Annotated in this window: 17 protein-coding genes; all 17 read left to right on the top strand. The window is 71.4% G+C overall.

Annotated features, from left to right (window positions below; all coding sequences use genetic code 11):
• Window positions 1-30 precede the first annotated feature (30 nt).
• The 17 genes from ACSLTV_RS21995 (at window position 31) to ACSLTV_RS21915 (ending at window position 12504) form a co-directional block, all read left to right on the top strand.
• On the top strand, window positions 31-786 hold the full coding sequence (locus tag ACSLTV_RS21995) for a DNA-methyltransferase (RefSeq protein ID WP_435612718.1): 756 nt from the start codon (window positions 31-33) through the stop codon (window positions 784-786).
• A gap of 253 nt (window positions 787-1039) precedes the next feature.
• The gene (locus ACSLTV_RS21990) at window positions 1040-1582 is read left to right on the top strand and encodes a DUF4913 domain-containing protein (RefSeq protein ID WP_061915836.1); all 543 of its coding nucleotides are present in this window, start codon (window positions 1040-1042) and stop codon (window positions 1580-1582) included.
• Complete coding sequence (locus tag ACSLTV_RS21985) at window positions 1579-2064, top strand: hypothetical protein (protein WP_061915839.1); 486 nt, start codon at window positions 1579-1581, stop codon at window positions 2062-2064. The genes ACSLTV_RS21990 and ACSLTV_RS21985 overlap by 4 nt, the downstream gene beginning before the upstream one ends.
• An 18-nt stretch (window positions 2065-2082) precedes the next feature.
• Window positions 2083-2781: a hypothetical protein gene (locus ACSLTV_RS21980; RefSeq protein WP_435612717.1), complete on the top strand. Its 699-nt coding sequence runs from the start codon at window positions 2083-2085 to the stop codon at window positions 2779-2781.
• A 16-nt stretch (window positions 2782-2797) separates the two neighbouring features.
• Complete coding sequence (locus ACSLTV_RS21975; RefSeq protein WP_145870817.1) at window positions 2798-3538, top strand: hypothetical protein; 741 nt, start codon at window positions 2798-2800, stop codon at window positions 3536-3538.
• 147 nt (window positions 3539-3685) lie between these two features.
• Window positions 3686-4012, top strand: a complete 327-nt coding sequence (locus ACSLTV_RS21970; RefSeq protein ID WP_435612716.1) for an SH3 domain-containing protein — start codon at window positions 3686-3688, stop codon at window positions 4010-4012.
• Window positions 4013-4107: 95 nt separating this feature from the next.
• A complete protein-coding gene (locus ACSLTV_RS21965) occupies window positions 4108-4590 on the top strand; it encodes a hypothetical protein (RefSeq protein WP_435612715.1) in 483 nt (160 codons plus the stop codon).
• A complete protein-coding gene (locus tag ACSLTV_RS21960; RefSeq protein ID WP_435612714.1) occupies window positions 4587-5030 on the top strand; it encodes a hypothetical protein in 444 nt (147 codons plus the stop codon). The genes ACSLTV_RS21965 and ACSLTV_RS21960 overlap by 4 nt, the downstream gene beginning before the upstream one ends.
• A 10-nt stretch (window positions 5031-5040) precedes the next feature.
• Window positions 5041-5454 carry a hypothetical protein gene (locus ACSLTV_RS21955; protein ID WP_006143149.1) on the top strand — a complete coding sequence of 138 codons (414 nt, stop codon included), beginning with the start codon at window positions 5041-5043 and terminating at the stop codon, window positions 5452-5454.
• A gap of 42 nt (window positions 5455-5496) precedes the next feature.
• Entirely contained in the window at window positions 5497-6339 is an 843-nt protein-coding gene (locus ACSLTV_RS21950) for a winged helix-turn-helix transcriptional regulator (RefSeq protein ID WP_435612713.1), read from the top strand.
• Window positions 6336-6839 carry a regulator gene (locus ACSLTV_RS21945; RefSeq protein WP_435612712.1) on the top strand — a complete coding sequence of 168 codons (504 nt, stop codon included), beginning with the start codon at window positions 6336-6338 and terminating at the stop codon, window positions 6837-6839. The genes ACSLTV_RS21950 and ACSLTV_RS21945 overlap by 4 nt, the downstream gene beginning before the upstream one ends.
• Window positions 6836-8071, top strand: coding sequence for an MFS transporter (locus ACSLTV_RS21940; RefSeq protein ID WP_435612711.1), 1236 nt, complete (start codon window positions 6836-6838; stop codon window positions 8069-8071). Before ACSLTV_RS21945 ends, ACSLTV_RS21940 begins: the two co-directional genes overlap by 4 nt.
• A gap of 32 nt (window positions 8072-8103) precedes the next feature.
• Window positions 8104-8406, top strand: a complete 303-nt coding sequence (locus tag ACSLTV_RS21935; protein WP_040896681.1) for a hypothetical protein — start codon at window positions 8104-8106, stop codon at window positions 8404-8406.
• Between the two features lie 214 nt (window positions 8407-8620).
• Window positions 8621-9847 (top strand): ATP-grasp domain-containing protein, encoded by a 1227-nt coding sequence (locus tag ACSLTV_RS21930; protein ID WP_435612759.1) that lies wholly within the window; start codon window positions 8621-8623, stop codon window positions 9845-9847.
• Entirely contained in the window at window positions 9844-10989 is a 1146-nt protein-coding gene (locus ACSLTV_RS21925; RefSeq protein WP_435612710.1) for an MFS transporter, read from the top strand. Before ACSLTV_RS21930 ends, ACSLTV_RS21925 begins: the two co-directional genes overlap by 4 nt.
• Window positions 10986-11606 (top strand): HAD family hydrolase, encoded by a 621-nt coding sequence (locus ACSLTV_RS21920; protein WP_435612709.1) that lies wholly within the window; start codon window positions 10986-10988, stop codon window positions 11604-11606. Before ACSLTV_RS21925 ends, ACSLTV_RS21920 begins: the two co-directional genes overlap by 4 nt.
• A 31-nt stretch (window positions 11607-11637) precedes the next feature.
• Window positions 11638-12504 carry a DUF317 domain-containing protein gene (locus ACSLTV_RS21915; RefSeq protein WP_435612708.1) on the top strand — a complete coding sequence of 289 codons (867 nt, stop codon included), beginning with the start codon at window positions 11638-11640 and terminating at the stop codon, window positions 12502-12504.
• Window positions 12505-12532: the final 28 nt, after the last annotated feature.

Raw genomic sequence — 12532 nt, 5'->3', positions numbered from 1 at the left:
GTGAATCCGCACCCGAATAGGGGCCCCTCTTTGCCTTTTTCCCTTCACCAGGGCGACGCCCTTGCCGTTCTCTCCGGCCTTCCGGACGGCTGCGTCGACTCCGTCATCACCGACCCGCCGTACAACAGCGGTGGCCGGACCGCGAAGGAGCGCACCACCCGCTCCGCGAAGCAGAAGTACACCTCCGCCGATGCCAAGAACGACCTCGCAGACTTCACCGGCGAGAACATGGACCAGAGGTCCTACGCGTTCTGGCTGACGCAGATCATGACCGAAGCGCACCGTCTGACGAAGACCGGCGGGACCGCGCTGCTGTTCACCGACTGGCGTCAGCTCCCGACGACGACGGACGCGATCCAGGCCGCCGGGTGGCTGTGGCGCGGTGTGCTGGCCTGGCACAAGCCGCAGGCCAGGCCGCAGAAGGGCCGGTTCACCCAGAACTGCGAATTCATCGTCTGGGCGTCGAAGGGGGCGATCGACGGCTCCCGGAACCCGGTCTATCTGCCCGGCATGTACTCGGCGTCGCAGCCCTCGGGCGCGCAGCGCCGGCACATCACGCAGAAGCCGGTCGAGGTGATGCGCGAGCTGGTCAAGATCAGCCCCGAGGGCGGCACGGTCCTCGACTTCTGCGCCGGCTCCGGCTCCACGGGCGTGGCCGCTCTGCTGGAAGGCCGGGACTTCATCGGCGTGGAGAAGACCGAGCACTACGCGTCGATCGCGGCCGACCGGCTCACCGAGACGATCCGCGAAACCCTCAAACAGGACGACGTGGACCTTACCGGCTGAGCCCCGTCCTTGCCTGCTGCCAAGGCGACCGGCTCCCCAAGCGTAGCCGCCGGCGCAATACCGCCGCAGTGGCCGTGCAGCTCGCCGGATGGGCCGCGCGCAGACGCTTCCGTCCTTTTCTCATCCCGTGTCTCGTAGGAGGCCGAGCTTTTCAATGCCCGAATCAACAAAGTCGCCTGACGATGGCGAGTTGGAGCCGGTTCGTATTCCGGATCGACAGCTGGAGGGAATCGAGGCGAGCGTGCGGCGGCTCATGGAGCAGTCGGCGCAACAGGCTCAGCAGCTCGACCACCTCGCGTCCGCCCCGCCGCCCAGCGGATCACCGTTCGCCGCCTTCGGTATGCCAGGACTCGGCGGGCCGCCTCCCGCCGCTCCACCGGAGCCCCGCCCGATCCTGGAACTCGACGGAGAAGAACGCGAGGACGAACTCGACGCCCTGTCCGACTGGGTGGATGACTTCTTCCTCCCGGTGTACGGGGCGGAGGTCACCACCGCGGCACCCTGGTGCCTGCAGTGGCAGGAGCACGACGACGTCGTGGCCTGGCTCCACGCCCTATGGCTCGCCTACCAGCAGCACAAGGATCCCGAAGCCGGGCTGTCCGGCCTGTTCGTGTGGCACCGGGACTTCCTCACCCACGCCGTCGCGGCGATCCGCGCGCCGGGTGGGCCGCTGTCGGCCTGCATGACCTCGCCCGACCGGCCCGCGCACCGCCTTCTGCCCGGTCCGCCGCCGTCCGTGCGCACGGAGACGGCGAACACGACACAAGCCGCCGAACCGGACGAGCCGACGTCATGACCGCGGGAGCGGGACAGCCCGCCTTCGGACTCAGTTTCGACCCCCGCGCGCTGACCGATCTCCTCCAGGCCCCCAGCGACATCCGCGACCTCACCCTCGCCTACCTGCAGGAAGTCGTGAACGCGCAGCGCTTCGGTCTGCGTCTCGACGGTGACCTGGAGGGATTCCGGAAGCTGTTCGTGGACTCGCGCAAGGACTGGCGCGTCGTCTACGGCGTCCGCCCGGCACCCGCGGAGTCCGCGCATCCCAAGGAGATCCACGTCGTCGCCATCCGGCCGCGAGCAGGCAACGACGTCTACGACGAGGTCGGCCGCCGCCTGGGGATGACCCGCCGGCCGCTGAGCGCCCGCACCCACGCGGCACGCTCGCGTTCCCCGCAGCTGACCACCCGCGCTCCCGTGCCCCGGCCCGGTCCGCCGCCCACCGCACTGCCGGGGCTGCCCCGTCCCGCCCCAAACCCCGCGCACCATCACACCCGCTGAACGCACCGAGGTCCGCCTATGCCCCCTCCACCCGCGCCGACACCAGGTCGGCGCGCGGTCTCCCCGCTCGACCACCGCCTCCAAGCCGTCACCGGGCACGACATCGACACCCTGTGGGCCTACCGCGACCGCGGCGTCCTCGACGAGCAGCACGCCCACCTGGCCGACCGGCACCGTGAACTGGCCAAGGCCCAGACCAGCGTCACCTTCTACCTCCGGCTCCTCAACCGCCTGTCCAGCGGCGAGTTCGACGTCGACAGCGCCCTGTTCACGCGCATCGACCGCACCGTGGACCAGCTGGAGGAGGCCGCCGCCGCGCGGGACGCCGCCGCCCGGGCGGTGCTCGCCGCCCTGGAGCCCATCGAAGCCGCAGCGGCGGCTTCCGCGCCCGACGCACGGCAGCTCTCGACGGATGACCAGGCGGCGCTGCTCGCCATCGCCGGCGGCGCCAAGCTCTACGAACACCTGCTGACCGGCCGGATGTCCGTGACAGCCGCCTCCGGTACCCGCATCCCCCACGCCAAGCTGCAGCAGTTGGAGGACGCCGGCCTGGTCGTCCGGGACACCGGCCACCCCGTGCACGCAGGCCAGCCGGTCGCGCTCACCGACGCCGGACGGGCCGCGCTGTTCGCCGCCCGCCGGGCTCCCACGGTGCAGGCGCCGAAGGTCTCGGCTCGCCCCGGCGCATCGCGGCCCACCCCGGCGCAGCGGCGCTGACTTCACCGGAAGGCTCTTGTTGTCTCCCACTGACCCGGCGCCGGACCGGAAGTCCATCCCCCAAGTCGACTTCAATCTGGACGACCTCGACGCCGACGAGGAGAAGTACCTCGACTTCTACCGCAAGGTCGCCGTCCACGAGGACATGCTCGTTCCCCTCGCCGAACACCACGACGGCCCGCACAGCTACTACGTCCTGTTCGACCGCACCGCCACCTGGGGACACCCCGGCATGCCGCAGGTGCTCGCCGTGCATCTGCAACGGGACCACGAGAAGCGGACGTTCAGCTTCGAGCATGCCCCTCTGCCGCTGCCCGCGATGGCGCAGTCCTGGCTCATCCACCGTGGCTGTCCGTCCGATGCCATCGCCCTCGCCCCACTGGGCCCGCCGCCAGCGGACGAGGCCACGCGCGCGCTGGAGTTGCGCCTCGCCGGCGACGGCGACCACTACGCCATGGGCTACTCCTACACCAGCGACGACCCGGACGACATGGTCATCGTCGTGGCCCTGCGTGCCCTGGACGAGCGAGCTCCCTCGCCGTTCCGCGTCGTGGTTGAAGAGGTCGACACCGAGACGTGGACGCACACCCTGCGCGAGGGCGGCTTCGACACGCTCGGCGAGGCACTGCAGTGGTGCGACGACCGCCTCGCGGGCGAGGCCGGCCCTCTTCCGCCGGTCCGCCCGGCAGCCGCAGTTAGCCGCCCGGCCGGCTTGCCGAAGGCTCCTGCCCCGCGCCCGCCCGGCCGCTCACGCTGAGCGTCAAAGCCGACCAGGGCGGCGCAACATAGCCGACGATCGCCGGTTAGCCAAACCGGCGAATATCCGGACTCTTATACAGCCGCCGGGACAACACCCGCGGCACCTTCCCCGCAATCCCTATGCCTTCACGGAGGTTTCTTCCGCATGCGCTCCACCCGAATTGCCATATCCGCAGCCATGCTCGGCGCACTCGCTCTGCCTGTGCTGTCCGCCACCACCGCCAGCGCGACCCCCGCGAGCAGCTGCTCGTCCCAGCCGCCGCTGCCGTACGAGGTACACACCAAGGCCGTGACCATCCGGTCCAAGGCCACCACGAAGTCCACCGCGCTCGGCGTGCTCTACAAGAACCACAAGTTCACCGTGCACAGGAAGAGCGGCAACTGGCTCTACATCACGGACAAGACCACCGGGGTCAAGGGCTGGGTCTCCGGCACGTACGTCTACCGCGACGTCCGAATGTGCCTGGACTGACAGAGCCCAGCAGGTGCCCGTAAGCGGCTCAGCCACCGGGTACGGCAGCCCCTCCCACCCCAGGGATCGGCCTTTCCAGAACAGGAGATTTCCCTTTGCCCGATAGCATATCCGATGAGTCTGAGGATGTCGTGGGCGTGCTCACCGAACGGATCGAAGCGCGCTTCGACATGGGCATGAACCAGTTGAAGGCCGCGGTCGCCGCCGCGCCGACCGCGAATCCCGATGCCAGCGACGTCGTCAAGTGGCATGGCCTTCTCGTCGAGGCCCAGTCCGTGCTGGAGCGTGCGGAGGACGACCTCCTCGCTGCGCTGCAAACCCAGCCCAGCGAGATCGACGATCCGACGATGGGCCTCGCCCACCGGGTGAACGCGGCCGTCACCGCCCGCGACGGCCGAGCCATGGTCGTGCGCTGGCTCCTCGACCCGGACGCCCCGGGGAAGAAGGACCTCGCCGCCCAGCGCCTCGCCCGCCTCCGGCCCCGAACCGGCCCGGCGGTGCAGACCAGCGCTCCCCACCGGCCCGCCGGCACAGCCGCACCGGCATCGGCGTGGCGGCCGGCAAGGACCGCCCGATGAGCCGGGACAAGGCCAGCACCATGGACGCCGACCTGCAGAAGGTCTTCGGCAACCCGCTACCCGAGCTGTACGAGACGGCTGCCAGCCCAGGTGCCTCGCCCGCGCTCGCCCGTGCCCTGGAGCTGCGTTCGTTCCTGGCGCTCACCGAGGAGCAGGTCGCCCGCGTCCGCGACCGCGTCCACGCCGACATGGACCCGGACCGCGACATGGGCGAACTGTCGGCGGACAAGCTCCGCTTCGACGCGCAGTGGCTGGAAGCCGCACTGGAGGCCCGCGAAGGCTACCGCGCCGCCCTCGGCGGACTGCTGCGCACCATGCCCCCGCCTGCCCAGCAGGCTCGGCCCGTACGAACGGCTCAGCTCAGGGCCACCGCAACCCTGCCCCCGTCTGCCGCCCCGGCACCGCAGCGTGCCGGGGCGGCCCGGGCCCGCCGACCGTGAAAGCCCACGCTTGCCCCACCTCACGTCCACCGACATAGCCGGACGGATCGAGGACTTGTACGGCGCGCCGCTCGCCGACCTCGAAGCCCACGCCCAGGACCAGCCGCCCGGCATGCTCTCCGCCCTGCTCGGCATGCACGACGACCTCGCCCTCGCCGAGCGCAGCATCGACGTCCACCGCGACCACCTCGCCCGGCTCATCCACCCCGAGCGGCAGATCGACCCGCACGAGGTCTCCCACCTCCTCGACGGTGCACGCCGGCTCGCCGAAGCCGTCGCCGTCCGCGACGTCCAGGCCAAGTCGGTCGCCGCCGTCCTGCAGAGCCTGGCCCGCGTCCCGGCCCCGACGCCTGCCCCGCCGGCTCCCTCGCCGTCCGTTCCAGCTCCGCCTCTACCGGTGCCGAGCCCGGCACACAGCCGCTGACCCAGGCGATCTCTCTCTTTCCTTCACCCAGGAGTTCCTCCCTTGGCCATCACCGCTCTGCCCCCTGACACCGACGCCGACATCGCCCGGGTCACCGAGGCCCTCGCCATGATCACCCCACGCTGGAACGTGAGGATCCTCCTGGCCCTCTCCGGCCCGCCGCTGCGCTACAGCGAGCTGGCGGCCAAGGTGTCCTGGCTGCAGAACGGCCAGCTCCACCCCAAGCTCAAGTCTCTGTGCGACGCCGGACTCGTCGAACGCACCGAACACACCGCACGGCACGTGAGCTACCGCCACACCGAACGTGGCGCGGCCCTGCTGCCGGTCCTGCCGGTGATCGTCACCTGGGCCGAGGAACACCTGGAGAAGGCGGACGGTCCGCTGCCCGCGATCGAGCAGATCGAGGACAGCCTCACCCTGCTCACCCGGCGCCACGCCGCCGCCATCCTGTGGGTGCTCAAGTCCCGACAGGAGGTCAGCGGCCGGGCTCTGGCCCGGATCGTGATGCCCAGCAGCGACTGGACCAACATTTATCCGCCGCTGCGGCAGCTCGTCGCCGACGGCCTGGTCGACACCGACGGCATCGGCCAGCCCTACCGGCTGTCCGCAGCCGGCGACGGCCTTGGCCCCGTGCTCGGCGCCCTGTCCGCCTGGTCCGCCGGGCAGAGCCTCGACCAGGCGGCCCAACACCCGGTCTGGGGACACCCGCAGGCGAAGCCCGCGCCGAGGCCGTGGCTCAGCAGCCAGCCACGGCCGACCCCCGCGGCGCTCCCACCCGCTCGCACGACCGCATCCTCTCCGGCGTGGCACCACCGCGATCTCTTCTCGCACGCTACGACCGCCCGCCCGAAGGCAGCCATCCCGGCGGGAGGCCCGCGCCGATGAGCACCCCCTTCACCCCTGCCGAAGTACGCCACGCCGTCGAACTTCTCGCCTCGCGCTCCTTGATCCGCCTGGTCACCGAGATCGACGACAACGGCGCCATACCGCCGCGACGGCTGGCCGGCACCCTACCCGACCTCTCCACGCACCAACTGCGAAGCGCCTCCGACACGGCCCGCGCCCACGGCCTCGTCCGGATCGCACCCGGCTCCGGTCTCGAACTTACCGAGGCAGGAGCGGAGTTGACCGACCTGTACGACGCGATGGCTCGCTGGGCCCGGCGTCACGCCGTCCCGGCCCCAGTCTGCGAGTTCAGCCGCCGTATCCGGTACGTCCTCGACCTTTTGGCACCGTCGCTCTCCACCGAGCGCGCCGACGCTCTCTCTCCGCTGACCGGCGACGGTGCCGAGGCGGGGCTGGCCCGTCCCCGCACCCTCCTGATCCAGTGGCTGGCCGACAACCCCCAGGTGGCCAGGGTGCCCGAGCCTGAGCCGGTCGCGTGAGCGCAGCGGTCACACCGCGGCACGCACGCCACACCGGCGGGCTGATGCGCAGCATCTACCTGCCGCGCACGGCGGACGCGTTGGCGTTCGCGATGTCCACCTACGGCATCCCGCTGCTTGTCCTAGCCACGACGCGATCCGCTGCGCTGACGGGCGCCGCCTTCGCCCTGGAGTGGATTCCGCGGCTGGCTGCGTTCGGATGGGCCGGCTCGGTCGTTGACCGGCGCGGTGCCTCGGTGGTCTTCCACCTTGCCTCCCTGGGGAGGGCGCTGGCCCTCGCCGCTGGCGCGGTCCTGCTCCACCTCCACCCGTCCGGCACCGTGGCGAGCGCGACCGTGATGGTGCTGGCGGCGACGACCGGCGTGCTCACCGAGTTCAGCTATATCGCCGCCGAGACCGCGGGCGCCGCCGCCGGACGGCGAGCAGGACGGCGGGCCCACCGCGTCCAGGCCGTCCTGCTCGGCATCGACCAGACCGCAACCATGGCCGGGCCAGCGCTCGCCGCAGTGCTCCTGCTCGCCGGGCCGCCGCCGATGCTCGCAATGATCAGCGTGCTCTCGCTGCTGGCTGCCATGCTCGCCCTGCGCACCCCGCCCTCGCCCGTGGCACCGGCCCGCGCGCCGAAGGGACAGTCCAGCGCCGGACTGCTCACCGGGTGGCGCACCATCCGCTCGCTGCCCGCGCTCGGCTGGCTCGTGACCGGGCTGACCCTGTCCAACCTCGCCACCGGCCTTCTCCAAGCGGCCGGCCCCGTGATCGTCGTCAAGCACTTCGGGCAGTCCACCACCGCCGTCGGCCTCGTCTGGTCCGCCGCTGCCGCAGCGACGCTCCTCAGCGTCACATTCTGCCGGTTTGCGATCGACCGCCTCGGTCTGTGGCCGGTCGGCGCCGCCTGCGCCGCCCTCGCCTCACTCGGCTGTCTCGCCGCCGCCCAGGCCCCCGACTACCGGTCCTACCTCGTCCTAGTCGCGGTCCTCATGGCGGGCGAAGGAGGCATGACGGTCGTCCTGCGCACCCTGCGCTCCCGCCTGATCCCTCCGGAGAAGTTCGGCAGCACCCTGTCGGCGACCATCCTCATCCTCCTGCTGCCCTTCCCCGTCGCCGGCGTACTCACCGCGCTCGCCCCGCCCGACGCACTGGGACACGTCATCACCGCATGCGCCGCCCTGCAGGCCATCGGCCTGTTCTGCTCCTTCGCCCGCCTTCGCACCGATCCCGTCCTGCGCACCTGACCCTGCTGCGTCCTCAGCCTGTGGAGAACTTCATGTCTATCGCCGCCCTCGGATCGCACCGCGCGACCGGTCGCACCATCACCGAGCAGTTCCACGCCTTCGACGCCCACAACCCGAACGTCTACCGGGCCCTGGAACGCATGGCCGCCCGCCGTCTGGCCTCCGGCGCCACACGCGTCGGCGTGAAGGACCTCTTCGAGGACCTGCGCCGCCAACTCCCGTACGGGGTCGCCGGGCTGAACAACAACTTCACCGCCCTCTACGCCCGTCGGCTGATCAGCGAAAACCCGCACTGGGCTGCGGCGTTCGAGTTGCGCCGCCGTCGTGCCGACTGACAGCTCTCGGTTTCCTCCCGCCTAAGCATCCTCGGCCGGCACCGACTTCGCCGCTCTGCTCCGCCGGCCCCGCTCGCGGCGGCTGCTCGCCGGACACTCAGCGGCCCTGCGCCGCCGAGGGCCGCCGTCCACATATCCCTGCCCCCCTCTTTAGATTCTGAGGAGCCTGTTCTTGCCCGACCGTCCTGTCGTCCTGGTCGTCGCCGCATCCGACATGGAGGCCGAGGCGTACCGCGGGTACTGCCTTCAGTCCGTGGCCGCCGTCTACGACGTCGTCCTGATCACCGGCGAAGAGCCCTCGTGGGAGACGCCGTACCTGCGGGACTGCGTGGTCGTGTCCGATCCGACCGACCAGGCGGCGCTGTCCGCCGCCGGCCGGGACCTGGCCGACCGCTACGACCTTGCCGGCGTGTTCACCTGGACCGAGTGGTACCTCGTCCCGGTCGCCCGCCTCGCCCGCCAGCTCGGCCTGCCCACCACTGCCCCGGAAGCCATGCAGGCATGCCGCAACAAAGCCACCTCCCGTACGTTGTTCGCCCGGCACGGGGTTCCGTCGGCAGCCTCGGTGAGCGTGCGCACGCGTGCCGAGGCCCAGGTGGCGGCCGAGCGGATCGGCTACCCGGTCGTGCTGAAGCCCGCCGCGCACGCGGCCAGCATCGGGGTGATCCGCGCCGACACCCCCGAACAGCTCACCGCCGCCTTCGCGTTCGCCGACCAGGCGGCCGGGCTGGGACTCGAGTCCACCAGCGTGCTGGTGGAGGAGTATCTCGACGGACCCGAGGTGTCGGCCGAGTGTGTCACCTACGGCGGTGAGACCACCGTGGTGGCCGTCACCCGCAAGACGGTCAGCGCCCCGCCGTATTTCGAGGAACTGGCCCACTCGGTCGACGCCGCCGACCCACTGCTCGACGTGGTCGCACCGGCGGCACGCGCCGCGATCCACGCCCTGGGAATCACCGACGGCGTCTCCCATGTCGAGATGCGGCTGGTCGACGGCCGGCCGCGGCTGGTCGAGGTCAACGGCCGGATCGCCGGTGACATGATCGGCCATCTCGTCCAGCTCGCCACCGGCATCGACCTGCCGCGCACCGCCGCCGACATCGCCTGCGGCCGTGCCCCCGACCTCACCCCGACCCGGTCCTCGGCCGCCGCGATGCTGCTGCTCTACCCTGACACCTCCGGCACCTTGCTCCGCCTCGGATTCGACGGCGTCAGCCCGCGCTGGTTGGAACGCGTGCACTTCCAGCACCAGGTCGGCGACCAGCTGCTCCTCCCGGCCGACGGCGGCAACATGTTCACCGCCCGTATCGGCTACCTGATCACCACCGCGCCCACCGCGGACCTCGCACAGGCCCGCGCCAAGCAGGCTGTGCGCCATCTGCAGGTCGCCCTGGTGCCGCACACGGCCGACGAGCCTGCTGCGGGTGGCCGCCCCGCATGACCCGCGCCGACGCTTCCGTGCGCCGCAGCCGTGTCCTGCTGACCAGCTACTTCCTCGGCCTGGGCGTGGTGATGGCGGTCTGGGGCGCCCGGATGCCGGCCGTCCAGCACGCCGCTCACCTCACCACCGCCGGCCTGTCGCTCGTCCTGCTCGCCGCCGCTGTCGGCATGGTTGCCGGACTGCAGGCCGGCGGCCGACTCGCCCGGCCCGACCGACTTCCCCTGCTTCTGATTGGCGGAGCTGTCGCACTGGGAGCGGCTCTCGCCGTGCTGGGGCAGTGCCGGACGCTGACCTCACTACTCGCGGCGGCTGTCACCTTCGGTGCCGCGCACGGTGTCCTGGACGTCGCCGCCAATACCGCGGCGGTTCGCTGCCAGAACGCCGCCAGCCGGCCGGTCATGTCCTCCCTGCACGCCGCGTACTCGATCGGTGCCCTGGGCGGTGCCGCCATGGCCGCTGCCACTGCGCGCACAGCCCACAGCGCCTTGTTTATGGCCACCGGCCTCGCGCTGACCGCGACCGTGCTCGTCGCCGGGCCGCGCACCCTCGCGCTGAGCGGCGCCGACCAGCCCAAGCTGCCGGAGCCCCAGGGGGCCGGTCAGGGCCGGGCGGGAGGTGTGTGGCTGTTGGGTGCGCTGGCGGCTGCGAGCCTGCTGGGGGAGGGGGCGGCGGCCGACTGGGCCGCAGTGCACCTGCACACGCTGCACGCCACATCCGCCCTCAGCGCGACAGCGTCTGCCCTCTACAGCATGGGCATGGCGATCGGCCGGCTCACCGGCGACTGGCTCACGACCCGCTTCGGCGCTCCTGCCGTGGTCCGCACCGGCGCTGCGCTCGCCGCCGGCGGACTGACCACCGGCGTCCTGGTCGGCAGCGTGCTTGCGGCGCTGGCCGGCTGGGCGGTCTTCGGGCTCGGCCTGTCCAGCACCGTCCCCTCCCTGATCACCGCCGCCGGCAGACACGGCCCGAGGGCCGTCGCCACGGTCTCCGTCACCGGCTACCTCGGCCTCCTCGCCGGCCCCGCCGTCATCGGCGCCCTCGCCAGCGCCACCACCTTGCCCACGGCCCTGCTGCTGCCCGCGCTCCTCGCAGCCGCTCTCGCCGCCCTCACCCGCCGAGCCCTGGAGAACACCGCCCCTTGACCCGCCCCACCGGCCCCGACGCCGTCATCCTTGACTACAACGGCGTCCTCGGCCTGCAGCCCACCCGCGCCCAGTGGCTACGGCTGGCCCGTACCGCTTCCTGGCCCGAAGACGATCTCGCAGCATTCCAGCGCGTCTTCTGGAACGCCCGCGACCTCTACGACGCCGGCCAGCTCAGCGACCTGGCGTACTGGGCCCGCGTCCTCGGCTTCCATCCGGGCCCCCGCCTGTTGCGCGAACTCCTCGCCGCAGACACCGACATGTGGACCGCGACCGACGAGGGCGTCCTGTCCGTCCCGCGCTGCGCCCATGCCACCGGACTGCCGATGGTGCTGTTGTCCAACGCACCCACCCACCTCAGTACGGTGCTGGACACTTACGACTGGCGCCGAATGATGACCCAGGCGCTCTACTCGGCCCGCCTGCAGCTGTGCAAGCCCGACCCGGCTATCTACCAGCAGGCGCTGGCGGCCACCGGGGCCGGTGATCCACGACGTGTCCTGTTCGTGGACGACCGCCCCGACAACTGCCAGGCCGCCGCCCGCTTGGGCCTTCGCACGCTGCACTACACCGGCTCGACCGACGCCCTACGAGCAGCTTTGCTGCCCGCTGACTGACTCATCCGCCCACGCCGCCAATCAGGAACCCGTGTCCCTCCACGACGACCCTCACACGCCTGACGGAGACGTCTTCGTCTCACCGCGCCATCTCGCCAGCAGCACCAACACCGGCGACCCCGCCCTCACCCCGCTCATCGACCATGGCTGGGACGTCCAGCACGACGACCTCGGCAACGTGTACGTCAACGCTCCCGACCGGCGCATGCGCCTGGGCTACCTGCCCGAAGGCGAGGACGACGGGCTCTGGCGCATCAACGCCTACAAGGACCAGTTTGGCCCGCCGACATGGGGCGTCTGTTTCAACGACCGCGTCCCCACCGAGTTCGTCCAGGCGTTCACCACCGCCCTCGCCACCGCCTACGAACAGGGGCCGGACGCCTACCTCGCCAGACCGGTCTCGGGAACCGACGAGCACGATCCCTTCCTCGCCGTCGTGCCTCTCCTGCAACAAGGCTGGGAGATCGACCGTCCCCGCTGGGGCGTGTTCGCCGTCCAGGCCCCGGACGGCCTCGCCGGTCTGGAGTTCACCACCGGGGACCTCGATCGGGAAGCCGAGCTGACCACCCGTGACGCTCGCTGGCAGCTGTGGGCGGGAAGATCCATCGACCGGCCCGTCTGGTACGCGACGGCCAGCACCGACACCCCCGTCGCCCTGCTCACCGCAGTCACCCAGTGCGTCGCCGATCCGGCTCCGCTTCCCCGGTGGCGCCAGGACACCCTCAGCTACATCGAGGGCATGGCCCAGCTCACCCCCATCATCCCACCGCAGCCGCAGGCCCCAACTCCGCTCGACGTGCAGCGGGCTGCCTCTCGCCGGCCGGCCGCGCTGCCGGCTGCGAGTGTCCCTCGGTGGAGCACCAACAGCCGACCGGCCCTGCCCGGCCCGCGCCGATAGCGCCGGCCCGTCCCCGACCGGAGATCCC

The sequence above is a fragment of the Streptomyces sp. bgisy159 genome (assembly GCF_965341775.1).
In the GTDB taxonomy this organism is placed as follows: domain Bacteria; phylum Actinomycetota; class Actinomycetes; order Streptomycetales; family Streptomycetaceae; genus Streptomyces.
The sequence above is the reverse complement of the archived record's forward strand: the minus strand, read 5'-3'. Positions and strand labels throughout refer to the sequence as shown.